Source organism: Klebsiella sp. F11 (assembly GCF_056712265.1).
In genome coordinates this window covers 291,544-315,867 of record NZ_CM160060.1, presented here as the reverse complement: position 1 = coordinate 315,867, position 24,324 = coordinate 291,544, and the positions used below count along the sequence as shown (strand labels likewise).

Below are 24,324 nucleotides of genomic sequence, written 5' to 3'. Positions count from 1 at the left end.
ATTACGTCCGTAACGCAGTATCATGCAGCCGTTTTTAATTGGGTTCCCTCACCCCAAATTTCAGTCCCTCACTCATTCGTGTTGTAGACCAGCGGCGACGCCTCTGCAGCCTGAAGGATAACGGGCATAAAAAGGTCACAATATGAATCCCTTTACTACCGTACAGCGTAAAAAAGCGCTGGTCTGGCTATCGCTATTCCATTTGCTGGTGATCACCTCCAGCAACTATCTGGTGCAGCTCCCGATCTCCATTTTTGGTTTCCATACCACCTGGGGCGCGTTCAGCTTTCCGTTTATTTTCCTCGCCACCGATCTGACGGTACGCATTTTTGGCGCGCCGCTGGCGCGACGCATCATCCTCGCGGTGATGGTCCCGGCGCTGCTGATCTCCTACGGCGTCTCTGCCCTGTTTTATATGGGCGAATGGCAGGGCTTTGCCGCGCTCACGCACTTCAACCTGTTCGTGGCGCGTATCGCGGTCGCCAGCTTTATGGCCTATGCGCTGGGGCAGATCCTCGACGTCCACGTCTTTAACCGCCTGCGGCAAAATCGCCGCTGGTGGCTGGCGCCCACCGCCTCCACGCTGTTTGGCAACGTCAGCGACACCCTGGCCTTTTTCTTTATCGCCTTCTGGCGCAGCCCGGACCCCTTTATGGCAGCCCACTGGGGAGAAATCGCCACCGTCGACTACTGTTTCAAGGTGCTGATTAGCATCGTATTCTTCCTACCGATGTACGGCATGTTGTTGAATATGCTGCTGAAAAAAATGGCGGATAAATCTGATTTGTCCGCAATGCAGCCAGGTTAAGAGTACTCACAGACTGATGTGATAAGATAAGCGCATGAGCCGTTAATGGCCGTTTATCGAAAGGAAGATGTCAATGCGCAATTTGGTTAAATATGTCGGTATTGGCCTGCTGGTTATAGGCCTTGCGGCCTGTGATAACAGCGATTCAAAAGCGCCAACCGAAGGGGCTGCGGCTGAAAGCAACGCCAGCGGGCAAACCGTGAGCCTGCTGGACGGCAAGCTGACCTTCTCCCTGCCCGCGGGGATGACCGACCAGAGCGGTAAGCTCGGTACCCAGGCCAACAACATGCACGTCTATTCTGATGTAACAGGTCAGAAAGCGGTGATCGTGATTGTCGGCGACAGCACCAATGAAGATTTAACCGTACTGGCTCAGCGCCTGGAAGAGCAGCAGCGCAGCCGCGATCCGCAGCTGCAGGTCGTGACCAATAAATCGATTGAGATCAAAGGCCACACCCTGCAGCAGCTGGACAGCATCATCTCCGCCAAAGGACAGACCGCCTGGTCTTCGGTTCTTCTCGGCAAGGTGGATGATAAATTGCTGACCCTGCAGATCACTCTGCCGGCAGACAACCAGCAGCAGGCGCAAACCGCGGCGGAAAACATCATCAATACCCTGACCATTCAGTAATTCGCGGTCAGACGTTATGGCCTCCGGTGTCGCCATCGGGGGCCATTTTTTTTAGCCGCCATCCCAGCAGTAGGGCTATCGCCACCAACCCCGCCGCGGCCAGATAAATTGTCGATATCCCCGCCCACGTCATCAGCAGTCCGGCTAACGGTCCGGTAAGCCCCAACGAGAGATCCATAAACACCGTATAGGTCGCCAGCGCCGAGCCCTGATTTTGTTGCGGTACTGCCTTAACCGCCACCACGCCAAGCGCCGGAAATACCAGCGAAAAGCCGGCGCCGGTAAGGAAGGTTCCCGCTTTAGCCACCAGCGGCGTCTCCGCTACTCCGACCAGCAGCAGCCCAATAAGCTCAACGCCAAAGCACAGCATCGCCACGTTCAGCCCGCCGAGGCGATGAATACCGTTGGGGAAAAGCAGCCGCGTACCGACAAACGCGCAGCTGAACAGCGTCAGCGCAAAAGCCGCGCCGTCCCAGCCTTTGGCGTCATAAAACAGGGTAATAAAGGTGGCGATCACGCCAAAGCCTGCGGAAGCCAGCGCCAGGGCCATTCCGTACGGCCAGACCCGGCTCAGCACCGCACGAAACGACATCGCTTTGCCTTTCATTGCCTTAACCGGGGTCCGCGGCAGCGCGCAAAGAATAGCGGTCAGCGCCACCAGCATAATGGTCAGCGCCAGCCCATAAAGCCCGCCAAAGGAGAAGCACAGTACGCCGAGCGGCGCACCCATCGCCATTGCCCCGTAGGTGACGATACCATTCCACGAAATGACCCGGCCGATATGCAGCGATCCGACAACCCCAACGCCCCATAACGTCGAACCGGTGCCGGCGAAGCTTTGACCAATACCAAGGATTACGCGGCCAAGGCACAGCAGCGCCAGGCTTAAAATCGGCCAGCCGCTTGCGCCCGCAGCGAGCAGGTAACACAACCCGCTAAGCAGGCAGCCGCATAGACCAAACACCACAATTTTTTTCGGCCCCAGCAGATCGGCGTAGCGTCCGGCATGAGGGCGGCTCAGGAGGGTCGCGAAGTATTGCAGGCTGATCGCCAGCCCGGCCCAGAAAGCGCTAAACCCCATCACCTCATGGACATAGCCAGGCAGTACCGCCAACGGCAGGCCGATCGTCAGGTAGCTGGCAAAATTAAAAATAACCACCGAGACAATCCGCAGATTGAGGCGGAATCCGCTAAGCGCCGTTTCGGCAACGGGTTCGGGCATTGGGCTCACCAGATTTATACCACTCAGTTTTTCACTATTACCATGTCATCCATTGAAAAGCAGCTACCAGAACAGAATATTGATTTACGCTTTCCGTCACGCAGTCAGGGGAATAAAGCTGAACTCCCCTGCGTTCTGAGCGCCAGGATATAATGCCCCCATTATATAGCCGGGTAATAGTTTGCTTATTATTAAACGATGTGAATGATATAACTGAATAAGCCGACTGATTAATTTGATGGTGAAGAATAGCGATGATTGTATAATTTTTGTGAACTTTAGGCTCTCAAAGGAAATTTTAAACGTCTGAAATCCATCATCATTACTCATTACCGCTGGTGACCTCGCGCTCTATGCTTTATGATGAAAACCCTTCTCGCCCGACGTCAAAACGGAAACGCGCGAGATATTTACCTGGGACATAATTCCGGCCCGGTGAGACTGATATTAATTATTCTTAGCATTGGGCATCTCATCATATAACCCATAATTCGACAGGAAGCGTTCATGAAAAAGGTTGTTAAGTGGCTGGCGGCTATTGCCGTTATCGGGACATTGGCAGGCTGCGCCCGTACGGCGCCCATCGAACAAATTCAGACAACGGTCAGCGCAGGTCATACCGATGCTCAGGTAAAAAACGCTATTCTCAGAGCCGGCGTACAGCGCCAGTGGATAATGTCGGAAACGGCGCCGGGTATTATCAAAGCCCGCCAGCAGGCGCGCGATCACGTCGCTGAAGTGCAAATTAACTATTCCGCAACCGGTTATTCCATTCATTACGTCAGCAGCCTCAACCTGATGGCCTCCGGCGGTGAAATCCATAAAAACTATAACCGCTGGGTACATAATTTGGATAAAGACATCCAGGTTAATTTGGCGGCGGGAAGCGCCCTGTAAGCGTTCGCTCCCCGCGCTCCGGCACGAAGTGATTTAGGAACAGGTCGTTTTCTTACCCCTAAAGAGGAATATAGCGCCCGGCGCTATATCGGCATCATCCCGCTAACGCCAGCCGGCAATCGCCTGAAGGCGCGCGGGATATGCCGGGCCGCCATTTGATTCGGCATTATCCTATGTATTCGCGAACCGCCCTGTACGATATGCGGTTGGCACCGCAGACAATGCGCGTCGGCCCGCGGGCAGAACGATGAAAATATTCGGCTCATGCTCTTAGATTTGTCACAATAAATTGCACTGATGCGCGAAAATATCGAAAATACGCGAAATCGATCGGCAAATAATGCGGGCAGCGGCGCTGCCCGATAACCTGGCGCCGGTCATACTGTATTGGCAGGCCAGCAGAAAAATAACAAGGTCGCGTTAAAATCGCTACCGGAATCACCGATTTACCGCGGACTCGCGTTGATGAAATTTGCACTAAACATAATTGACTGGCAGGGCAGAGCCCCAGGACTTAGCGAAACGACGCAGTGGCAGCAGTGGTCACGGCTTTCGCACGCCATCGATCCGGCGGCGCCTCAGGCAAAGCTCAGCGAATTGCCGATGATGACCGCCAGACGACTCAGCTCCGGCAGCAGGCTGGCCGTTGAGTGTGGGCTGGCGATGCTGCGCCGCCATCCCATCGATGCCGTGCTGTACACCAGCCGCCACGGCGAGCTTGAACGCAACTACCGCATCCTGCACGCGCTGGCGACGGAGCAGGCGCTCTCCCCTACCGACTTCGCGCTCTCCGTACACAATTCAGCGGTCGGTAACCTGACCATTGCTGCCCAAAGGCCGGTCGTCTCCTCTTCGCTCTCCGCCGGGCGGGATACCTTCCAGCAGGGGCTGTGCGAAGCGATGTGCCTGCTGCAGGCGGGTTATCAGCGCGTGCTGATGGTCGATTTCGACGGTCATCTCCCGGAGTTTTATCACCCGTATCTTCCCCCCGCGATGCCGACCTGGCCCTACGCGCTCGCGCTGGTTATCGAAGCAGGCGAAGAGTGGCGCTGCTCGACGCAGCGCGCCGCGCCGGGCGAAGAGGCGGAGCTACCGCAGAGCCTGCAGTTTTTACGCCACTATCTGCAGGAGAACCCGGCCTTTACCCTCGCCGGCGAGCGCCTGCAGTGGCAGTGGAGCCGCTAATGAACGGCCTTCTGTCACGCATCAACCGCGCCTGGCGCGGGCTGATGACCGGCGTCTGCTTCGCGCTGTTCGGCCTGGGCGGGCTGCTGTTGTCCGTGGTCTGGTTTAACCTGTTGCTGGTGGCGATCCGAGATAAATCTCGCCGCCGTCGCCTGGCGCGACGCAGCATCTCGGCCAGCTTTCGCCTCTTCTTAACGGTGGTCAAAGCCGTCGGGGTGCTGGATTACCGGATCGTGGGCGACGATCTCCTGCGCCAGGAGCGCGGATGCCTGGTGGTGGCTAACCATCCAAGCCTGATCGACTACGTGATGCTGGCTTCGATCATGCCCGAAACCGACTGCCTGGTAAAAAGCGCCCTCCTGAAAAACCCGTTCGTCGGCGGCGTGATCCGAGCGGCGGACTATTTAATTAACGATCAGGCCGATGCGCTACTGCCTGCCAGCCGGCAGCGGCTGCAGCAGGGCGATACCATTTTAATTTTCCCTGAGGGAACCCGCACCCTGCCGGGCGAACCGATGGTCCTTCAGCGCGGTGCGGCCAATATTGCCGTGCGCTGCGCCAGCGATTTGCGCGTAGTGGTCATTCGCTGCAGCGAACATATGCTGGGCAAAAACAGTAAATGGTACGATGCGCCGGCGACCAGGCCTCTCTTTACCATCGAGGTAGGCGAGCGGGTGCCGATCGCCCAATTTTACGACGAAAACTCACAAGAACCGTCGCTGGCAGCAAGACAGCTAAATCGGCATATTTTGCTTCAATTACAATCAGGTACTACGCCTACTTCAGGAATTAATGATGCAAGCGCTCTATCTTGAACTGAAAAATCTCATCATCAACACGCTGAATCTGGAAGAGCTGTCGGCTGACGACATCGACGCCGACGCGGCGCTCTTTGGCGACGGCCTCGGCCTCGACTCCATTGACGCCCTGGAGCTCGGACTGGCGGTCAAAAACCGCTACGGCGTGGTGCTTTCCGCCGAAAGTGACGAGATGCGCCAGCACTTCTACTCCGTCGCGACCCTGGCCGCGTTCATCCACGCTCAACGTACCTGAGGCACGCCCCATGACTGAGTCACATGATATTTATGCAGAAGTCTCGGCGCTTCTGGTTAAGCTGTTTGAAATTGACCCGCAGGAGATCCGCCCGGAAGCACGTCTGTACGAAGATCTCGAGCTGGACAGCATTGATGCCGTCGACATGATCGTCCATCTGCAAAAGAAGACCAGCAAAAAGATAAAGCCGGAAGAGTTTAAGGCCGTGCGTACCGTACAGGACGTGGTTGATGCGGTTGAACGCTTGTCCCGAGAAGCCTGACCCGCATGTCGGGCGCCCCTTCATCAAAGAGCATACAGCTGCTGACGAGCCTGCTCCTGCTGGCCTGGCCGTTTTTAATCTGGCTGGGCCTCGCGCACAACAGCCTGCACTGGCTGCTTCCCTTGATGACGCTGATTTTGCTATTACGCTTTCGCCAGACCCGGCGACAGGCGGGGCCGCTGCGCGCCGTAACCCGGCTGGTGGCGCTGGCGGGTATTGCACTGTGCACCGCCAGCTATCTGCTAAAAACGCACCAGCTGCTGCTGTTTTATCCGCTGGTGGTCAACGCCGTGATGCTTGCCGTTTTCGGCGGCTCGCTGTGGTCCGCGATGCCGGTCGTTGAGCGGCTGGCGCGCCTGCGCGACCCGCAGCTTTCCGCGGCCGGCGTACGCTACACCCGCCGGGTGACGCAAATCTGGTGCGGCCTCTTTATTCTTAACGGCAGCATGGCGCTCTTTACCGCGCTGTATGGCGATATGGCGCTATGGACGGCATGGAACGGCATGATTGCCTATCTGCTGATCGGCGCGCTGATGGCCGCAGAGTGGCTGGTGCGCCGGCGGATGATAAAGCGAGAATCGTCATGATAGCGCCTCTCTCCCTGGCGTGCTGGCTGGACGCTTCGCGCCCGTCGGACACGCCGATCGCCTGGCTGGATGAACAAACATGGACCCTGGGCCATTTGCGCAACGACGTGGCGCTGTGGGTCGAGCGGCTGCAACAGCACGACGCCGAACGCTGGGCGCTGTGCTTTGAGGACAGCTATCTGTTTCTCGTCGCGCTGCTGGCTACCCTGCACGCGTATAAAATCCCGGTGATCCCAGGACATAGCCGCAGCTCGCTGCTGAACGAGCAGCGGACGCTGTTTGACGGCGTACTCAGCGACAGGCCCCTCGACTGGCACGGACCCTCGCTGGTCATCGGCAGCGCGCGGCGCGCGATGGCGGAGCCCGGCACGTTGCAAAGCATCGCCGAGGAGGCCTGCGTCGAGCTGTTTACCTCAGGCTCAACCGGAAAGCCGAAGCGGGTTATCAAACCGATCGCCCATCTTGACCGCGAGGCCGAACTGCTGGCCGCGCGCTTTGCGACCCGCCTTGAGGGCTGCCGCATCGTCGCCTCGGTGGTGCCCCAGCACCTCTACGGGCTTACCTTCCGCATCTTTCTGCCGATGGCCCTTGGCCTGCCGCTCCACGCGGCGATGCTCTTTTACGCATAGCGGTAGCGCCCTGAGCCAGCGCTACCGCTATGCGTTCATCAGCAGCCCGGCGTTTTTGAAACGCCTCGATCCCCATCTGACGCCGCCGCCGGTAGAGCTCATTCTCTCCGCCGGCGGCCGGCTTCCCGCGGAAGATGTCGCCCGGGCGGCCGACTGGCTGAAGGTCTGGACGGACGAAATTTACGGCAGCACCAAAACCGGCGTGATCGCCTGGCGTTCGCGGCGCCAGGAAGCGGCGGCCTGGCAGCCCTTTGCCGGCATCAGGCTGCTGCAACAGGGGGAATCTTTTCGCCTGTTTTCACCGCTTATCGCCGATGAAGACGGGCTGTTAATCGACGATACCCTGGAGTTTACCGCTAACGGCCAGTTCCGCCTGACCGGACGGCGTGGGCGGGTGGTCAAAATTGAAGAGAAGCGGATTTCGCTCAGCGAAATAGAGCTCAGGCTCCTGAACCTGCCAGGGATCCGCGAAGCGGCCGCTCTGCCGGTCACCCGCGGCGATCGCCAGGGGATTGGCGCGCTGCTGGTGCTGGATGCGCAGACCCGTCAGCGCTGGCAGCTCGAGGGCAAAACCCTTGAGCGCCAGTGGCGCCAGGCGCTGCGCCCGACGCTGGAACCGGTGGCGCTTCCCCGCTACTGGCGCGTGATTGACGACATCCCGGTCAACAGTATGAACAAGCGTGTCTATGCGCAACTACAGGAGTTTTTTCATGATACCCCATGAAATAGAGCGCCATCAGGCACAGCCGCAGCAGGTTGAAATCGTCCTGCACCTCGACCCTAACCTCTTCTGGTTCGGCGGCCATTTTGCCGTACAGCCGCTGCTGCCCGGCGTCGCGCAGCTCGACTGGGCGATGCATTACGCCACTACGCTGCTGGCGCCGGGCTGGCGCTTTCACAGCATTCAAAACGTCAAATTCCAGGCGCCGCTGCTGCCGGAGACCACCGTCACGCTGGCCCTGAGCTGGCAGGAAGCGCGCCAGATACTGACCTTTAGCTATCAGCGCCACGACGGCGAGGCGCGCCATACCGCCAGCAACGGGAAGATTCGCCTGTGTCGCTAACCTTCCGCCCCTGCGTGGTGATCCCCTGCTACAACCACGGGGCAATGATGGCGCGCGTGCTGGCCCGGCTGCAGCCGTTCGGCCTGCCCTGCATTGTGGTGGACGACGGCAGCGGCGAGGAGACCCGCCTACGGCTTAGCGAGCTGGCGGCCCAGGAGCCGAACCTCACGCTGATTCGGCTGCACGAAAACGCCGGCAAAGGAGTCGCGGTGATCCGCGGCCTGCAGGTCGCCGCCGAAGCCGGCTATAGCCACGCCGTGCAGGTTGACGCCGACGGCCAGCACGCCATCGAAGATATTCCGCAGCTGCTCGAGCTGGCCCGCAGCCATCCGGCGGCGCTGATTTCCGGCCAGCCGATTTACGACGACTCCATTCCCCGCTCGCGACTCTACGGACGCTGGATAACGCACGTTTGGGTGTGGATCGAAACGCTATCGCTGCAGCTGAAAGACAGCATGTGCGGGTTTCGCGTCTACCCGATAGCGCCGACGCTGCGCCTGGCGCAGCGCGTCGCCCTCGGCCAGCGCATGGATTTTGATACCGAAGTGATGGTCCGCCTCTACTGGCAGGGCAACCCCAGCTATTTTGTGCCGACGCGCGTCACCTATCCGCCGGACGGGCTCTCTCACTTTGACGCCTTCAGGGATAACTGCCGCATCTCCTGGATGCATACCCGCCTGTTCCTCGGCATGCTGCCGCGCATCCCCTCCCTGCTGCTGCGCCGCTCCCCCGTACACTGGGCGCGGCAGGAGGAGGTCAAAGGGCTGTGGGGCATGCGCCTGATGCTGCTGGTCTGGCGTCTGCTGGGGCGCAAAGCGTTTTCGCTGCTGCTCTACCCGGTAGTCGCCGTTTACTGGCTCAGCGCGCACCGCGCCCGCCGGGCCTCCCGGAACTGGCTCTCCCGCGTGCGGGCGCAGCTTATCGCCCGGCAGCAGCCGCTGCCTGCGCTGAACAGCTATCGCCACTTTCTGCGCTTTGGCCATGCGATGCTCGATAAAATCGCCGGCTGGCGCGGTGAGCTCCGCTTCGATCGCGACGTGGTTTTTGCGCCGGGCGCGCAGGAAACGCTGCACAGCAGCGCCCCTGGGGGCAAGCTGCTGCTGGCCTCGCATCTTGGCGACGTCGAAGCCTGCCGGGCGCTGGCGCAGCTGCAGGGTACCAAAACCATCAACGCGCTGGTGTTTAGCGACAACGCCCGCCGCTTTAAGCAAATCATGCAGGAGATGGCGCCGCAGGCCGGGCTGAACCTGATGCCTGTAACCGATATCGGTCCGGATACCGCCATCCTGCTGAAAGAGAAGCTGGAGCGCGGAGAATGGATTGCGATCGTCGGCGACCGCATCGCGGTGACGCCCCAGCGTGGCGGCACGTGGCGCGTCTGCTGGAGCCCGTTTATGGGCCAGCCGGCGCCGTTCCCGCAGGGGCCGTTTATTCTGGCATCGGTTCTGCGCTGTCCGGTGCAGCTCATCTTCGCCCTCCGCCAGCAGGACAAGCTGCACATTCATTGCGAACCCTTCGCCGACCCGCTGATCCTGCCGCGCGACGGGCGCGAGGAGGCGATACAACACGCGGTCGATCGCTACGCCAGCCGCCTCGAGCACTACGCCCTGCGCTCACCGCTGGACTGGTTCAATTTTTTCGATTTCTGGCAGTTGCCAGACGCCAAAGAGAAGGAGTAAAGGGTGCTGAACGATCCCCGTTTTACTGCTGAGGTAGAGCTGACCGTCCCGTTTCACGACGTCGATATGATGGGCGTGGTGTGGCACGGCAACTACTTCCGCTACTTCGAGATTGCCCGCGAGGCGCTGCTCAATCAGTTCGACTACGGCTACCGGCAGATGAAGGAGTCCGGCTACCTGTGGCCGGTCGTCGACACCCGCGTCAAGTACCGTGACGTGCTGACCTTTGAGCAGCGCTTTCGCGTACGCGCCCGCCTCGAAGAGTACGAGAACCGGCTGCGCATTGGCTATGAGATCGTTGACGCGGCCAGCGGCAAACGGACCACCACCGGCTACACCATTCAGGTGGCGGTGGAGGAGAAAAGCCGGGAAATGAGCTTCGTCTGCCCGGACGTTCTGTTTGAACGTATGGGGGTCATGCCATGAAACTCTGGCCCCTGCTGATGCTGCTCATTAGCCCGCTGGTCAGCGCGCTGACGCTCGACGACCTGCAGCAGCGCTTCACCGAGCAGCCGGTTATCCGCGCCCGCTTCGATCAAACCCGCACCATCAAGGATCTGCCGCAGCCGCTGCAATCCCAGGGAACGATGCTGATCGCCCGCGATAAGGGCCTGCTGTGGGATCAAACCCGGCCGTTCCCGATGCAGCTGCTGCTCGACGACCGGCGCATGGTGCAGGCGATTAACGGCCAGCCGCCGCAGGTCATCACCGCCGACAGCAACCCGCAGATGTTCCAGTTCAACCATCTGCTGCGGGCGCTGTTCCAGGCCGACCGCCGGGTGCTGGAGCAGAACTTCCGCGTTGAATTCAGCGATGCGGGCGCAGGCCGCTGGACGCTGCGCCTGACGCCGATAGCCACGCCGCTGGATAAAATCTTCGCCACCATCGATCTCGACGGGCAGACCTATCTGGAACATATTCAGCTGAACGATAAGCAGGGCGACCGCACCGATATCACCCTTTCTCAACATCAACTTACGCCAGCACAACTAACCGATGACGAACGCCAACGATTTGCTGCACGGTAACCGCAGGAGCTTCGCGCTGCTGTGGGGGTTCGCCTGCCTGGTGATGCTGGGCGTGCTGCTGACGCTGCTGCCCCAGTCGCGGATGAACAGCAGCGTGCTGGCGATGCTGCCGAAGCAGACGCTGGGCGCCGTTCCTCCGAGCCTCAATGAGGGCTTTATGCAGCGCCTTGACCGGCAGCTGGTCTGGTTGGTGAGCCCCGGCAGGCAGGCCGACCCGCAGGTGGCCCGCGAGTGGCTCAGTCTGCTGCAGAGTTCCCGCGCGCTGGCGACGGTGAAAGGCCCGATGGATGCCGCCGGCCAGCAGGCCTGGGGCGCTTTTTTCTGGCAGCACCGCAACGGATTGATTGACGATGCCACCCGCGCCCGCCTGCAAAACGGCGGCGAAGCCCAGGCGCAGTGGATCCTCTCCCAGCTCTATTCCGCGTTTTCCGGGGTCAGCGGCAAAGAGCTGCAAAATGACCCGCTGATGCTGATGCGCGGCTCGCAGCTGGCGATGGCGAAAAACGGCCAGCGTATGCAGCTGAAGGATGGCTGGCTGGTGACCGAGGATAAGCAGGGCAACCAGTGGTATCTGCTGCACGGCGAGCTGGCGGGGCCGTCGTTTGATATGCAGCAAACCCATCGCCTGGTGACCACCCTCTCCGGCCTGGAGGCGGAGCTCAAGGCCCGCTATCCGCAGGCTCGGCTGCTCTCGCGCGGCACGGTATTTTACAGCGACTACGCCAGCCAGCAGGCAAAACGGGATATCTCAACCCTCGGCGTCGCCACCATCCTCGGCGTTATTCTGCTCATCGTCGCGGTCTTTCGCTCGCTGCGCCCGCTGATCCTGAGCCTGATCTCCATCGGCATCGGCGCGCTGGCGGGCACCGTCGCCACGCTGCTGCTGTTCGGCGAGCTGCACCTGATGACGCTGGTAATGAGCATGAGCATTATCGGTATTTCCGCCGACTACACGCTCTACTACCTGACCGAGCGGATGGTACACGGCGGCGAGGTCACGCCGTGGCAAAGCCTCGCCAAGGTGCGCAACGCGCTGCTGCTGGCGCTGCTGACGGTCGTCGTAGCTTATTTGATCATGATGCTCGCGCCCTTCCCCGGCATTCGCCAGATGTCGGTATTCGCCGCCGCCGGGCTCAGCGCCTCCTGCCTGACGGTTATTTTCTGGCACCCGCTGCTCTCCCGCGGCCTGCCGGTGCGCCCGGTGCCGGCGATGGTCCTGATGCTGCGCTGGCTGGCGGCGTGGCGGCGCAATAAAAAGCTCACCATCGGCCTGCCGGTCATTCTGGCGCTGCTCTCTCTGGCGGGGATCGCCACCCTGCGCGTCGATGACGATATTTCCCAACTGCAGGCGCTGCCGCAGCCTCTGCTGGCGCAGGAAAAGACCATCGCGACCTTAACTGGCCAGGGCGCCGATCAGAAGTGGTTCGTGGTCTACGGGCGGACGCCGCAGCAGACGCTGGAGCGGCTGGAAACCTTTGTCCCCGCGCTGGAACAGGCGAAAAATAAGGGCCTGCTCAACGGCTACCGGACGATCCCGCTGAACTCTCTGGCCCGCCAGCGTCAGGATCTGGCGCTGCTGAAGGCGGCCTCCCCGGCGGTGAGCCATGTGCTGCAAAGCGCCGGGCTGCAGGCGATCAATCCGGACCTCAGTCCCATGCCGGTCAGCGTGGAAGCCTGGCTTGCCAGCCCGGCTAGCGAAGGCTGGCGCCTGCTGTGGATAACCCTGCAGGACGGCGAGAGCGGCGTACTGGTGCCGGTTGACGGCGTGAAGGCGAGCCCGGCGCTGAAGGCCCTCGGCGCAAAATATAGCGGCGTGGCGTGGGTCGACAGAAAAAGCGCGTTCGACGAGCTTTTCGCCCTCTATCGCCATTTGCTGACCGGGCTGCTGGGCATTGCGCTGGCCACCATCGCCTGCGGAGCCGTTCTGCGCCTCGGCTGGCGCAAAGGGCTTATCAGCCTCGTGCCGTCGGTACTCTCGTTAGGCTGCGGCCTCGCGGCGCTCTCCCTCAGCGGCCATACGCTCAACCTGTTTTCACTGCTGGCGCTGGTGCTGGTGCTCGGAGTCGGCATCAACTACACGCTGTTTTTCAGCAATCCGCGCGGCACGCCGCTAACCTCGCTGCTGGCCGTCAGCCTGGCCATGATGACCACGCTGCTGACCCTCGGCATGCTGGTATTTAGCTCAACCCAGGCGATCGCCAGCTTTGGCATCGTGCTGGTTAGCGGGATTTTCACCGCCTTCCTGCTATCGCCTCTGGCGATGCCCGGCAAAAAAGGGAAAAAAAGAAGATGATCAAATTCAGATTCGGCCGCGCCCTCGCGCTGATCGCCACCTTAGCCCTTGCCGGCTGCGGCCATTCGCAGAAGGCGCAGCAGGGCCGCCCGCAGGCGTGGCTGGAGCCGGGCACCCGCGTGACGCTCCCGGCGCCGGGCATCTCGCCGGCCCTCAGCTCGCAGCAGCTGCTGACCGGCAGCTTTAACGGCCAGACCCAGTCGCTGCTGGTGATGCTCAACGCCGATGCGCAAAAGCTGACGCTGGCCGGGCTCTCATCGGTGAGCATTCGCCTGTTCCTCGTTACCTATGATGAGAAAGGCGTGCATACCGAACAGTCGATCGTGGTGCCGCAGATGCCGCCCGCCGGCCAGGTGCTGGCCGACGTGATGCTCAGCCACTGGCCGATAGCGGCCTGGCAGCCGCAGCTGCCGAAAGGCTGGACGCTGACCGACGCCGGCGACAGGCGCGAACTGCGCAACGCCCGCGGCAGTCTGGTGACGGAAATCACCTACCTGAACCGCAAAGGACGCCGCGAGCCCATCAGCATTCAGCAGCGGGCCTTCGGCTACCACATCACCATTCAATATTTGGGCGACTGAGATGATCTACATTTCCGCTGTCGGCATGATCAACGCGCTGGGCAACAGCCTCGACGAGATAGCCTGCAACCTGACGCGCGGCATCGCCCCCGGTATGCGCCCGCGCGCCGGCTGGCTGCAGGGGCAGCCGCAGGCGGTGCTCGGCGGCGTTGACGGCGAGCTGCCCGCCATAGGCGACGCGTTTGCCGCCCACCGTTCGCGCAACAATCAGCTGCTGCTGGCGGCGCTGGCGCAGATTCAGCCGCAGGTGGACGACTCTATCGCCCGCTACGGCCGCGACCGTGTAGCGGTAGTGCTCGGTACCAGCACCTCCGGGCTCGATGAGGGCGACAGGCACGTGGACTTAACCCTCAATGCAAAAGCGAGCGCGGCCTGGCACTACCCGCAGCAGGAGCTAGGCGACCCGTCGCGCTTTCTCAGCCGCTGGCTGGATCTCGACGGCCCGGCGTTTACCCTTTCCACCGCCTGCTCCTCCAGCGCCCGCGCGATAATCAGCGGGCGGCGGCTGATTGAGGCCGGCCTCGCGGACGTAGCGATTGTCGGCGGCGCCGACACCCTCAGCCGAATGCCGGTAAACGGCTTCCACAGCCTGGAATCCCTCTCCACAACGCTGTGCCAGCCCTTCGGCCGCGACCGCAGCGGGATTACGATCGGTGAAGGGGCGGCGCTGATGCTGCTGACCCGCGAGCCGCAGCCCGTCGCCCTGCTCGGCGTGGGCGAGTCCAGCGACGCGCACCATATTTCGGCCCCCCATCCGCAGGGGGAAGGAGCCATCCGCGCCATTCGCCAGGCGCTCGACGACGCCGGTATCTCCGCCGACGCGGTGGGCTACATCAACCTGCACGGTACCGCGACGCCGCTTAACGATCTGGTGGAGTCGCAGGTCGTCAGCGCGCTGTTTGGCGAGCGGGTGCCGTGCAGCTCTACCAAGCATCTGACCGGCCATACGCTGGGCGCGGCGGGGATTACCGAGGCGGCAATCTCTATGCTGATTCTGCAGCGCAGCCTGCCGCTGCCCGCGCAGGATTTCAGCCTCTCGCCGCGCGACCCGGCGCTGCCCGCCTGCGGCATTATCGATAAAACGCAGCCGCTGGCCCGTCCGACTATCCTGTCCAACTCGTTTGCCTTTGGCGGCAATAACGCCAGCATTCTGCTCGGGAGAGTGTTATGAACCACTATTTATCGCCCGGCGACTATCTGCCGCACGACGCGCCGATGCTGCTGCTGGAAGAGGTGCTGGAGGTCACTGATGAAACCGCCGTTTGCCGTGTTGCCGTCACCAGCGGCGGCGTACTGGGGCCGTTTCTTGACGCCGAAGGCAACCTGCCCGGCTGGTTCGCGCTGGAGCTGATGGCGCAGACCGTCGGTGTCTGGTCGGGCTGGCATCGTCATCGGCAGGGGAAAAGCACTATTGCGCTCGGCATGGTGCTCGGCGCCAGAGAGCTGACCTGCGCCGCCGGGATTCTGCCCGCCGACCAGACGCTGACCATCAGCGTCAGCCTGCTGATGCAGGACGCGCGCTTTGGCAGCTTCGAGTGCGCCATCAGCGCCGGGGATGAGGCGCTGGCAACCGGCCGGGTGAATACCTTCCAGCCCACCGCCGAAGAGTTAACGACGCTTTTTAATCAGGGAGAGAAACCATGAGTCGCTCAGTATTAGTGACCGGCGCCAGCAAGGGCATCGGCCGCGCCATCGCCTGCCGGCTGGCGGCGGACGGTTTTACCGTCGGCGTTCATTACCATCGCGACGCCGAGGGCGCGCGGAAAACCCTCGAGACCCTGCAGGCCGCCGGCGGCAGCGGGCGGGTGCTGAGCTTTGACGTCGCCAACCGCGAGCAGTGCCGCGAGGTGCTGGAGCAGGATATCGCCGCCCACGGCCCGTGGTACGGCGTGGTAAGCAACGCCGGGATCGCCCGCGACGGCGCCTTCCCGGCGCTCAGCGACGACGACTGGGATTGCATTATCCACACCAACCTCGACAGCTTTTATAACGTCATTCAGCCGTGCATTATGCCAATGATCGGCGCCCGTCAGGGCGGGCGGATTGTCACCCTATCATCCGTTTCCGGGGTGATGGGCAACCGCGGCCAGGTCAACTACAGCGCGGCGAAGGCGGGCATTATCGGCGCCACCAAGGCGCTGGCCATCGAGCTGGCGAAACGCAAAATCACCGTCAACTGCATTGCGCCGGGGCTGATTGATACCGGGATGATCGAGATGGAAGAGGCCGCGCAGAAAGAGGCGATGGCGCTGATCCCGATGAAGCGTATGGGCCAGGCGGAGGAAGTGGCCGGGCTGGCCAGCTATTTAATGTCCGACATTGCGGGTTACGTTACCCGCCAGGTTATTTCCATCAATGGAGGTATGTTATGACACGCCGTGTCGTGATTACAGGGATGGGCGGCGTCACCGCCTTTGGGGAAAACTGGCAGGACGTTTCCACCAGGCTGCTCGCCTACGAGAACGCCGTGCGCAAGATGCCGGAATGGCAAATCTACGATGGCCTGCACACCCTGCTCGGCGCGCCGATCGACGATTTCACCCTACCGGAGCACTATACCCGCAAGCGTATTCGCGCCATGGGTCGGGTATCGCTGATGTCCACCCGCGCCAGCGAGCTGGCGCTGGAGCAGGCCGGCCTGATTGGCGAAACGGTGCTGACGAACGGCGAAACCGGTATTGCCTACGGCTCGTCGACCGGCAGCACCGGCCCGGTGAGCGAGTTTGCCACCATGCTGATGGAAAAGCATACCAATAACATTACCGGCACCACCTACGTGCAGATGATGCCGCACACCACCGCGGTCAACACCGGGCTCTTCTTCGGCCTGCGCGGGCGGGTGATCCCCACCTCCAGCGCCTGCACCTCCGGCAGCCAGGCCATCGGCTACGCCTGGGAAGCCATCCGCCACGGCTATCAAACGGTGATGGTGGCCGGCGGCGCCGAAGAGCTCTGTCCGTCCGAAGCGGCCATCTTTGATACCCTGTTCGCCACCAGCCAGCGCAACGATGAGCCGAAAACCACCCCCTCGCCGTTCGACGAGCGCCGCGATGGCCTGGTGATTGGCGAAGGCGCCGGCACGCTGATCCTCGAAGAGCTGGAGCACGCCAAAGCGCGCGGCGCGACGATCTACGGCGAAATCGTCGGCTTTGCCACCAACTGCGACGCCGCGCATATCACCCAGCCGCAGCAGGAAACGATGCAGATTTGCATGGCGCAGGCGCTCAGCATAGCCGGTTTACGCCCCGAAGATATCGGCTATATCTCGGCCCACGGTACGGCGACCGATCGCGGCGATATCGCCGAAAGCCGGGCCAGCGCCGCCCTCTTCGGCAGCCGCGTGCCGATCTCTTCCTTGAAAAGCTATTTTGGCCATACCCTTGGCGCCTGCGGGGCGCTGGAGGCCTGGATGAGCCTGCAGATGATGCGCGAAGGCTGGTTCGCCCCGACGCTCAACCTGCGTCAGCCGGACCCCCAGTGCGGCGAACTCGACTACATCATGGGTGAAGCGCGCAGGATCGACTGCGAGTACCTGCAGAGCAACAACTTCGCCTTTGGCGGCATCAATACGTCCATCATCATTAAGCGTTGGTCCTGATATGTATCGGCTTTTGCTGGGGAAAATTTCGACCTTAAACACCCGGGCGCTGCCGCCGGCGATCTCCGCCCTCGCGCCGCAGGGAGCGCGCCGCGCCGGCTGGCTGGCCGGCCGCGCGCTGCTCTCCCAGGCGATGACGCCGCTGCCCGAGATTATCTACGCCGAACAGGGCAAGCCGGGGTTTGCTGACGGGACGCCGCTGTGGTTTAACCTCAGCCATAGCGGCGACGATATTGCGCTGCTGCTCAGCGACGAGGGAGAAGTGGGCTGCGATATTGAAGTCATTCGCCCGCGTGAAAACTGGCGTCGGATCGCCAATGCGGTATTTAGCGCCGGCGAGCACGCTCAGCTGGAGGCCGAACGGCCGGAGCAGCAGCTGGCCGCGTTCTGGCGCATCTGGACGCGTAAAGAGGCCATCGTTAAGCAGCGCGGCGGCAGCGCCTGGCAGATCGCCAGCGTCGACAGCACCTTCCGCGGCCGGCTGTCGGTCAGCCAGCTCCAGCTTGGCGACCTCAGCCTCGCGGTCTGCACGCCGACGCCGTTCGAGCTCAAGGTCGAACGGTTGGGCTAAGCTATGCTTTGCGCTTCAGCGGCCAGAAGATGGTCAGCACGCCGGCGACGATAAGCAGCACGCCCAGCAGCGCGCGCCAGCGGAAGGCCTCGTGCCAGCCGGGCAGCCAGATCGCCGCGGCCCACACCACAATGTAGCTCAGGCTCAGCAGCGCATAGGCTTTGGCGAGCGGCAGGCGGTGCAGCGCAAAGTACCAGCACACCATCGACAGCAGATAGCCGCCCAGCCCCAGCGCCAGGCCGAAGGTGCCGGTCCGGAGATGGACAAGGTGGCTGATAAACGCGACCAGATCGGTCAGCGGCGGCAGTTCCACCATCGCGCCGCGCAGCAGCAGCTGCGCGGCGCTGACCAGCCCGACGCTGAGTAGCGCCCAGATTAAGCCCATCAGACGCTGCTCCCGAGAATGACGATCCCCACGACAATCAGCCCGACCCCCACCCAGTGACGGCGCGCCACCGGCTCGCGCCAGACGCCCCACGCCGCGAGGGTGACCCAGACGAAGTTGAGGCTCAGCATCGGGTAGGCAATGCTCACCGGGATCGCCTGCAGCACGCTCAGCCACAGCAGCATTCCGCCGCCGAGCGCCAGCAGCGCCAGCCCCAGCCAGCCGAGAATATGCCGTCCGCGCCGTCCGGATTTCGACGGGCGGGTGGCCTGTTTCTGGCACAATTGCCCGGCGCAGCTCAGCAGGCTGGCGAGGGCTAGGCAGATCCAGATGCTCATTGCGGCAGATACTGGATAAACACAACCCGCCCTAGCTCATAGGAGCTATCGGGTTTCGGTAGCGGCAGATCGTTCATGCTCTCCCCTTTATCCATCAGCAGAACCAGCGACACCGGCCCCTGCTGACGATGCGTCTCCAGCCAGCTAGCAAAGTCGCCCTCGCTTAGGTAGCGGCCCTGCGCGTCCGGCCAGTCGAGACCATATTTTAGCTCACCCTGCTTATCGAACAGGATGATATCGCTGCGCCTGAGCTCCCACGACAGGCCGCCGGCAATCCCGACGTTATTGGTCAGCACGTAGCGGCTCGGCGCCAGCGACTCGCCGACGATATCGACCATAAACTGCGGCTGCTTGCTATCAATAACCCGGTCGGGAATAGCGAAGCCCACCAACAGCGCCAGCCCCAGCGGGCAGCAGGCGGCGAGCGGCCAGCGCCGGGCGCTATTCTTCATCGACAGCCAGCCCACCAGCGCCCAGAGCGCGAAGATCAGGGCCGCCAGCAGGCATTTATACAGCTCAATCTGCGACCACACCGGCCTGTGCATAAAGCTCCACGGCGAGACCGCCGCCACCGCCAGCAGGCCGGCCAGGCCGAAGCCGATGTTGATCATGGCGTTGATGCGCAGCGCCCTGGCCCCCGCTTTCGCCGCCTCCAGCGCATAGCGGGCCATCAGAATCGCCAGCGGCCCGAAGCACGGCAGGATGTAGGTCGGCAGCTTGCCCCTGGCGATGCTGAAGAACAGCAGCGGCATCACCACCCAGCCCAGCAGATACAGCGCGCCGCGGGCGTCGTCGCGTTCGCTCCAGCCGCGCTTCAGCGCCCCGGGCAGCAGCGCCAGCCACGGCAGGCTTCCGGCCATCAGGAACGGAATGTAGTACCAGAACGGCGCCTTATGCTGGGCGTCTTGCTCGGCAAAGCGCTGAATATGCTCCACCCAGAAGAAGTAGCGCCAGAAGTCCGGCTCGCGCTGGGCAATAGCCAGCCCCCACGGCAGCACCACCAGCGCGCAGACGCCCACCGCCAGCCAGCCCCAGGTCAGCACTTCTCGCCAGCGCCTGCGCGCAATCACCCACGGCAGTACGCCCACCACCGGCACCGCCAGCGCGAGGAAGCCTTTGGTCATCACCCCCATCCCGCAGGCCACGCCCAGCAGAAGATAGCCGGCCATTTTGCCCTTCCGGGTCTGCGCCTGAGCGGCGCCCCAGAAGCTGCACATGGCGAGGGCCATCCACATGGCGATCATCGGGTCCAGCACCGCATAGGTGCCGATACCGTAGACCAGCAGCGCGGTGAGGAACATCACCCCGGAGAGGATCGCCAGCCGCTTATCGCGCCAGATTCGCCACGCCAGCCAGGCCACCAGCAGCGCGGTCACGCTGATGGAGAAGACCGAGCCAAAGCGCACGCCGAAGTTATTGTGGCCAAACAGCCACTGCCCGATGCTGTTAATCCAGTAGCCGGCAATCGGCTTTTCAAAGTAGCGCAGCCCGAGGAAATGCGGCACCACCCAGTCGCCGGAGGCCAGCATTTCGCGGCTGATCTCCGCGTAGCGCGTCTCGTCCGGCTGCCAGAGCAGGCGGAAATTCAGCGGCAGTATGTAATACAGGGCAAAGAGCGCCAGCAGGGAAAGGCCATAACGAATGCTTTTCATACGTCCGAACTCAATAATTGTTCACGCCCGAGCCAGCCTTCCCGGCCGGCCAGTTCACCGCGTACCACCTTGCCCACCGGCAGCACGCTAAAATCAGCGGGCAGCAGCTGGCTCAGCGGACAAAACTGAATCTCTTCCCGCGCCGCCATCGTCAGCAGCTCATCGAACTGCTGCGCAAAGGCGATGCCTTCTACTTCGGCGTGAATGGTATAGACCGGAACCCCCGCGTCGCGATGAATGCAGTCCAGCAGATAGCGGTTGAAGCCGCCGGCATCCACCACGCTGCCGACCGCCTCGTCCCAGGTGGGAAGCGTCACCGGGATCTGCACGGTCCCCAGCGTCTCGCTGCCGAGCTGCGGCCGGAAGGGGCGGCTGCCCCGGCAGTCGCTGTTGTAGAGAAAATCGAAGGACTCTTTGGCTTTGATAACCCGCTGGTCGGCGCGCCAGCCGGCGACGGCGGAGCAGGTCACCGGACGGCCGATAATCCGCTCCAGCTCCAGCAGGCCGCGCTCAACCTCCAGCACCAGCCGCGACTGCGGCCAGACGCCGCTCCACGCCTGCCAGCTGTAGTGATCCCAGGCGTGCAGGCCCACCTCATGCTCATGCGCCGTCGCGCGCAGCACCTCTTCATTGCCCGCGCCGATGCGCCGTCCGGGCCAGGCGGTACCGGCCAGAAGAATGTCCCAGCCGTACAGCGAGGCCGCCTTTGAGCGCAGCATCTTCCACAGAAACTTCGGTTTTATCAGGCGCCATAAATGGCGCCCCATATTGTCCGGCCCAACGCTAAAAAAGAAGCTTGCCTGAATCCCGTGCTGGGCCAGAAGGCTCAGCAGCCGCGGAACCCCGTCCCGCGTGCCGCGAAAGGTATCAACATCTATGCGTAAGCCGACCTGTTTCATGATCTCTTATCATCCGCCAGTTCAACGGTGCGCAGGAAGAAGTCGAGGGTATGCTCGACGGTCTCCTCCATCGGTACCGTCGGCGCCCAGTTCAGGCAGCGCTTCGCGTTGCGGATGCTCGGCTTGCGGTGCTCGACGTCCTGATAGCCTTTACCGTAGTAGTCGCTGCTTTCGACATCGCGGAAGCCGGCGAACGGCGGGAAGCTGCCGCGCAGCGGATGGCGCTCGAAGCACTCCAGCAGCATCTCCGCCAGCTCTTTAATACTGGCTTCGTTGTCCGGGTTACCGATGTTGATAATCTGCCCATCGCAGCGGCCGTCTTTATTCTCAATGATGCGGAACAGCGCTTCAATCCCGTCGCTGATATCGGTGAAGCAGCGCTTCTGCTTGCCGCCTTCGATAAGCTTAATCGGCGAGCCTTCAACCAGGTTGAGGATCAGCTGGGTAATGGCGCGGGAGCTGCCGATGCGCGCGGCGTTGAGGTTATCCAGGCGCGGCCCCATCCAGTTAAACGGACGGAACAGGGTGAAGCGCAGGGCGGCTTTATCGCCGTAGGCCCAGATCACGCGGTCGAGCAGCTGCTTCGATACCGAATAGATCCAGCGCTGTTTGTTGATCGGCCCCACCACCAGGTTCGAGGTGTCCTCATCGAAGTTTTTATCGGTGCACATGCCGTACACTTCCGAGGTCGACGGGAAGATAATGCGCTTATCGTACTTCACGCAGTCGCGGATAATCTTCAGGTTCTCTTCGAAGTCCAGCTCGAACACGCGCAGCGGGTTGCGGGTGTATTCAATCGGCGTAGCGATCGCCACCAGCGGCAGAACCACGTCGCATTTCTTAATGTGATACTCAATCCATTCGGAGTGAATGCTGATATCCCCTTCGACGAAGTGGAAGCGCGGATTCTCGAGGAAGCGGCTAATCGCATCAGAACCGATATCCAGACCGTAGATTTCGTAATTATCGTCCTGCAGTAAGCGCTCGGTCAGATGGTTGCCGATAAACCCGTTCACGCCGAGGATCAGCACGCGGGTGCGGCGCTTAATCGCCACCACCGGTTTGCTGCTCAGCACCGCGCCGGCGACCAGGCCCAGGGCCTGCGCCAGCTGGGTACCCTGAATATAGACGCCGCGATCGCTCTGACCGGTGACGATTTCCAGCGCCCCGTCCCGGCAGGCCACCACCAGCGGCGCGGTGGAGATCACCGTCCCCGGCTTCGCCGCCGGCAGATCGCTGCGGACGCGGGACGTCCAGACGATAAATTTGTTGGCGCCGGCATAGCCGAAGGCGCCCGGCCACGGATCGGATACCGCGCGGACCAGGTTATGCAGCGCCTGGGCTGGCTGCTCCCAGTCAAGACGGCCATCCTCCGGCGTGCGGCGGCCAACGTAGGTCGCCTGGCTCTCATCCTGGGCGCGGGGGTCGATTTTGCCTTCGCGGATCGCCGGCAGCGCCTGGCCCAGCAGCTCGGACGCCGCCGCGCACAGCCTGCGGTGCAGGGTCAGCGCCACGTCATCGGCCCCGATGGCCACCGGCTGCTGGGCGATGATATCGCCGGCATCGGCGCGATCGATCATGCGGTGCAGGGTGACCCCCGTTTCGCTCTCTCCGTTAACCAGCACCCAGTTCAGCGGCGCCCGGCCGCGGTACTTCGGCAGCAGGGAGCCGTGCAGGTTAAAGGCGCCCTGCGGCGCAAGATTGAGGATCTCATCGCTCAGCAGGTTGCGATAGTAGAAGGAGAACAGGACCTCCGGCTTCATGTCGCGGATACGTTCAATCCACAGCGGATGATTAACATCGTCTGGCGCCCACACCGGAATGCCTTGTTCCGCAGCGATACGCGCCACCGAAGCAAAGAAATGGTTTTCGCCGGGGTTATCCGGATGGGTGAAAATAGCGGCAATGTCATACCCGGCGTCCAGCAGGGACTGAATACCTGCGCAACCCATATCGTGATAAGCGAAGACTACGGCTTTCATGAACGATCTTCCTCTTGAGATGCCGTTTCCGGCTGACGAACAACACGTTGAATAAAGTAGCGGGGGCGAGCGCGCACATCGTTATAGATGCGGCCGATGTACTCCCCAAGCAGGCCCATGCCGACGAATTGGGCGCCAATAAACATAAACAGCACGGCAAAGAGCACGAACACCCCTTCGGCCGCCCACTGCGGGCCGAGTACCAGGCGCAGGACGATCAGCAGGATCGAGAAGGCAAAGCCCAGCAGGGCGATGACGCTGCCGAAAACGCTGAGCAGGCGCAGCGGCGTGGTGGTCAGGCAGGTCACCAGGTCGTACATCAGGTTAATCAGGCGCATAAAGCTATATTTGGAATCGCCGAACTCGCGCTCGGCGTGCATCACCGGGATCTCCACCGCCCGGCGGGCAAAGGTGTTCGCGAGGATCGGGATAAAGGTGCTGCGCTCGTGACAGTTGAGCATCGCGTCGATGATATGGCGACGATAGGCCCGCAGCATGCAGCCGTAGTCGCCCATCGCCTTGCCGGTGGTGCGCTGGATCAGGCGGTTAATCATCTTCGACGCGGTTTTGCGGAAGAAGGTATCCTGGCGGTTCTGGCGTACGGTGCCGACCACGTCGTAGCCCTCGTCCGCCTTCTCGACCAGCCGCGGGATCTCCTCCGGCGGGTTTTGCAGGTCGGCGTCGAGGGTGATGATCAGATCGCCAGTGACGTGGCTGAAGCCCGCCATGATCGCCGAGTGCTGGCCGTAGTTGCGGTTCAGCAGCACCGCCACGACGCGGCTGCCTTCGGCTTCGGCCGCCGCCGTCAGCATGCGGGCGGAGTCATCGCTGCTGCCGTCGTCGACCAGCAGAATCTCATATTCGCGCCCAAGGGTGGCGCAGGCGCTATCCGTGCGGCGAATGAGCTCCGGCAGGCTCTCCTGTTCGTTATAAACGGGGATGACCACCGAGACCTTCTTCACGGGAGGATAAGTAAACAT

At 62.0% G+C, this 24,324-nt stretch carries 25 protein-coding genes and 2 pseudogenes; 20 read left to right on the top strand and 7 right to left on the bottom strand.

The annotated features are described in order from the left end of the window. Positions 1 to 142: 142 nt before the first annotated feature. Together AC1M2H_RS01600 and AC1M2H_RS01595 are read left to right on the top strand one after the other, a co-directional pair. A complete protein-coding gene (locus AC1M2H_RS01600; protein ID WP_426813904.1) occupies positions 143 to 808 on the top strand; it encodes a 7-cyano-7-deazaguanine/7-aminomethyl-7-deazaguanine transporter in 666 nt (221 codons plus the stop codon). 73 nt (positions 809 to 881) lie between these two features. Further along, complete coding sequence (locus AC1M2H_RS01595) at positions 882 to 1,439, top strand: DcrB family lipoprotein (protein WP_480150053.1); 558 nt, start codon at positions 882 to 884, stop codon at positions 1,437 to 1,439. 15 nt (positions 1,440 to 1,454) lie between these two features. Here AC1M2H_RS01595 and AC1M2H_RS01590 read toward each other — a convergent pair. Next, positions 1,455 to 2,661: pseudogene (locus AC1M2H_RS01590) on the bottom strand (MFS transporter); the annotation flags it as partial. A 507-nt stretch (positions 2,662 to 3,168) separates the two neighbouring features. Here AC1M2H_RS01590 and AC1M2H_RS01585 point away from each other — a divergent pair. The 18 genes and pseudogenes from AC1M2H_RS01585 to acpT all read left to right on the top strand — a co-directional run bounded on the left by AC1M2H_RS01585 (position 3,169) and on the right by acpT (position 18,088). Continuing rightward, positions 3,169 to 3,558, top strand: coding sequence for an LptM family lipoprotein (locus AC1M2H_RS01585; RefSeq protein ID WP_128876984.1), 390 nt, complete (start codon positions 3,169 to 3,171; stop codon positions 3,556 to 3,558). A gap of 465 nt (positions 3,559 to 4,023) precedes the next feature. Beyond that, on the top strand, positions 4,024 to 4,743 hold the full coding sequence (locus AC1M2H_RS01580; RefSeq protein WP_480150052.1) for a beta-ketoacyl synthase chain length factor: 720 nt from the start codon (positions 4,024 to 4,026) through the stop codon (positions 4,741 to 4,743). After that, positions 4,743 to 5,558 (top strand): lysophospholipid acyltransferase family protein, encoded by an 816-nt coding sequence (locus tag AC1M2H_RS01575; protein ID WP_480150051.1) that lies wholly within the window; start codon positions 4,743 to 4,745, stop codon positions 5,556 to 5,558. Before AC1M2H_RS01580 ends, AC1M2H_RS01575 begins: the two co-directional genes overlap by 1 nt. Further along, positions 5,539 to 5,796 (top strand): phosphopantetheine-binding protein, encoded by a 258-nt coding sequence (locus AC1M2H_RS01570; protein ID WP_041143069.1) that lies wholly within the window; start codon positions 5,539 to 5,541, stop codon positions 5,794 to 5,796. The genes AC1M2H_RS01575 and AC1M2H_RS01570 overlap by 20 nt, the downstream gene beginning before the upstream one ends. Before the next feature lie 10 nt (positions 5,797 to 5,806). Then, positions 5,807 to 6,058 carry an acyl carrier protein gene (locus AC1M2H_RS01565; protein ID WP_045853985.1) on the top strand — a complete coding sequence of 84 codons (252 nt, stop codon included), beginning with the start codon at positions 5,807 to 5,809 and terminating at the stop codon, positions 6,056 to 6,058. Between the two features lie 5 nt (positions 6,059 to 6,063). Then, on the top strand, positions 6,064 to 6,645 hold the full coding sequence (locus tag AC1M2H_RS01560; protein WP_480150050.1) for a COG4648 family protein: 582 nt from the start codon (positions 6,064 to 6,066) through the stop codon (positions 6,643 to 6,645). Next, positions 6,642 to 7,998 (top strand): annotated as a pseudogene (locus tag AC1M2H_RS01555) (AMP-binding protein). Before AC1M2H_RS01560 ends, AC1M2H_RS01555 begins: the two are co-directional and overlap by 4 nt. Continuing rightward, positions 7,985 to 8,338 (top strand): ApeI family dehydratase, encoded by a 354-nt coding sequence (locus AC1M2H_RS01550; protein ID WP_480150049.1) that lies wholly within the window; start codon positions 7,985 to 7,987, stop codon positions 8,336 to 8,338. The pseudogene AC1M2H_RS01555 and the gene AC1M2H_RS01550 overlap by 14 nt, the downstream one beginning before the upstream one ends. Next, on the top strand, positions 8,329 to 10,017 hold the full coding sequence (locus AC1M2H_RS01545; protein ID WP_480150048.1) for a glycosyltransferase family 2 protein: 1,689 nt from the start codon (positions 8,329 to 8,331) through the stop codon (positions 10,015 to 10,017). Before AC1M2H_RS01550 ends, AC1M2H_RS01545 begins: the two co-directional genes overlap by 10 nt. A 3-nt stretch (positions 10,018 to 10,020) precedes the next feature. Beyond that, a complete protein-coding gene (locus AC1M2H_RS01540) occupies positions 10,021 to 10,443 on the top strand; it encodes an acyl-CoA thioesterase (RefSeq protein ID WP_426813854.1) in 423 nt (140 codons plus the stop codon). Further along, on the top strand, positions 10,440 to 11,045 hold the full coding sequence (locus tag AC1M2H_RS01535; RefSeq protein ID WP_480150047.1) for a LolA family protein: 606 nt from the start codon (positions 10,440 to 10,442) through the stop codon (positions 11,043 to 11,045). Before AC1M2H_RS01540 ends, AC1M2H_RS01535 begins: the two co-directional genes overlap by 4 nt. Next, the gene (locus tag AC1M2H_RS01530) at positions 11,014 to 13,338 is read left to right on the top strand and encodes an MMPL family transporter (protein WP_480150046.1); all 2,325 of its coding nucleotides are present in this window, start codon (positions 11,014 to 11,016) and stop codon (positions 13,336 to 13,338) included. The genes AC1M2H_RS01535 and AC1M2H_RS01530 overlap by 32 nt, the downstream gene beginning before the upstream one ends. Next, on the top strand, positions 13,335 to 13,919 hold the full coding sequence (locus tag AC1M2H_RS01525; RefSeq protein WP_480150045.1) for a DUF3261 domain-containing protein: 585 nt from the start codon (positions 13,335 to 13,337) through the stop codon (positions 13,917 to 13,919). The genes AC1M2H_RS01530 and AC1M2H_RS01525 overlap by 4 nt, the downstream gene beginning before the upstream one ends. Before the next feature lies 1 nt (position 13,920). After that, positions 13,921 to 15,090: a beta-ketoacyl-[acyl-carrier-protein] synthase family protein gene (locus AC1M2H_RS01520; RefSeq protein WP_480150044.1), complete on the top strand. Its 1,170-nt coding sequence runs from the start codon at positions 13,921 to 13,923 to the stop codon at positions 15,088 to 15,090. Further along, the gene (locus tag AC1M2H_RS01515) at positions 15,087 to 15,563 is read left to right on the top strand and encodes a hotdog family protein (protein WP_480150043.1); all 477 of its coding nucleotides are present in this window, start codon (positions 15,087 to 15,089) and stop codon (positions 15,561 to 15,563) included. The genes AC1M2H_RS01520 and AC1M2H_RS01515 overlap by 4 nt, the downstream gene beginning before the upstream one ends. Further along, positions 15,560 to 16,291 carry a 3-ketoacyl-ACP reductase FabG2 gene (locus AC1M2H_RS01510; protein ID WP_480150042.1) on the top strand — a complete coding sequence of 244 codons (732 nt, stop codon included), beginning with the start codon at positions 15,560 to 15,562 and terminating at the stop codon, positions 16,289 to 16,291. Before AC1M2H_RS01515 ends, AC1M2H_RS01510 begins: the two co-directional genes overlap by 4 nt. Next, positions 16,288 to 17,517, top strand: coding sequence for a beta-ketoacyl-ACP synthase (locus AC1M2H_RS01505; protein ID WP_480150041.1), 1,230 nt, complete (start codon positions 16,288 to 16,290; stop codon positions 17,515 to 17,517). Before AC1M2H_RS01510 ends, AC1M2H_RS01505 begins: the two co-directional genes overlap by 4 nt. Position 17,518: 1 nt before the next feature. Next, the gene (acpT, locus tag AC1M2H_RS01500) at positions 17,519 to 18,088 is read left to right on the top strand and encodes a 4'-phosphopantetheinyl transferase AcpT (RefSeq protein WP_480150040.1); all 570 of its coding nucleotides are present in this window, start codon (positions 17,519 to 17,521) and stop codon (positions 18,086 to 18,088) included. A gap of 1 nt (position 18,089) precedes the next feature. Here acpT and arnF read toward each other — a convergent pair whose 3' ends face one another. The 6 genes from arnF to arnC are packed head-to-tail and all read right to left on the bottom strand — an operon-like array spanning position 18,090 to position 24,324. Beyond that, entirely contained in the window at positions 18,090 to 18,473 is a 384-nt protein-coding gene (gene arnF / locus AC1M2H_RS01495) for a 4-amino-4-deoxy-L-arabinose-phosphoundecaprenol flippase subunit ArnF (protein WP_480150039.1), read from the bottom strand. After that, a complete protein-coding gene (gene arnE, locus AC1M2H_RS01490; RefSeq protein ID WP_480150038.1) occupies positions 18,473 to 18,811 on the bottom strand; it encodes a 4-amino-4-deoxy-L-arabinose-phosphoundecaprenol flippase subunit ArnE in 339 nt (112 codons plus the stop codon). The genes arnF and arnE overlap by 1 nt, the downstream gene beginning before the upstream one ends. Then, positions 18,808 to 20,463: a lipid IV(A) 4-amino-4-deoxy-L-arabinosyltransferase gene (gene arnT / locus AC1M2H_RS01485; RefSeq protein WP_480150037.1), complete on the bottom strand. Its 1,656-nt coding sequence runs from the start codon at positions 20,461 to 20,463 to the stop codon at positions 18,808 to 18,810. The genes arnE and arnT overlap by 4 nt, the downstream gene beginning before the upstream one ends. Then, positions 20,460 to 21,362: a 4-deoxy-4-formamido-L-arabinose-phosphoundecaprenol deformylase gene (arnD, locus tag AC1M2H_RS01480; protein WP_480150036.1), complete on the bottom strand. Its 903-nt coding sequence runs from the start codon at positions 21,360 to 21,362 to the stop codon at positions 20,460 to 20,462. Before arnD ends, arnT begins: the two co-directional genes overlap by 4 nt. Then, positions 21,359 to 23,344: a bifunctional UDP-4-amino-4-deoxy-L-arabinose formyltransferase/UDP-glucuronic acid oxidase ArnA gene (arnA, locus tag AC1M2H_RS01475; protein ID WP_480150035.1), complete on the bottom strand. Its 1,986-nt coding sequence runs from the start codon at positions 23,342 to 23,344 to the stop codon at positions 21,359 to 21,361. The genes arnD and arnA overlap by 4 nt, the downstream gene beginning before the upstream one ends. After that, on the bottom strand, positions 23,341 to 24,324 hold the full coding sequence (gene arnC, locus AC1M2H_RS01470; protein WP_480150034.1) for an undecaprenyl-phosphate 4-deoxy-4-formamido-L-arabinose transferase: 984 nt from the start codon (positions 24,322 to 24,324) through the stop codon (positions 23,341 to 23,343). Before arnC ends, arnA begins: the two co-directional genes overlap by 4 nt.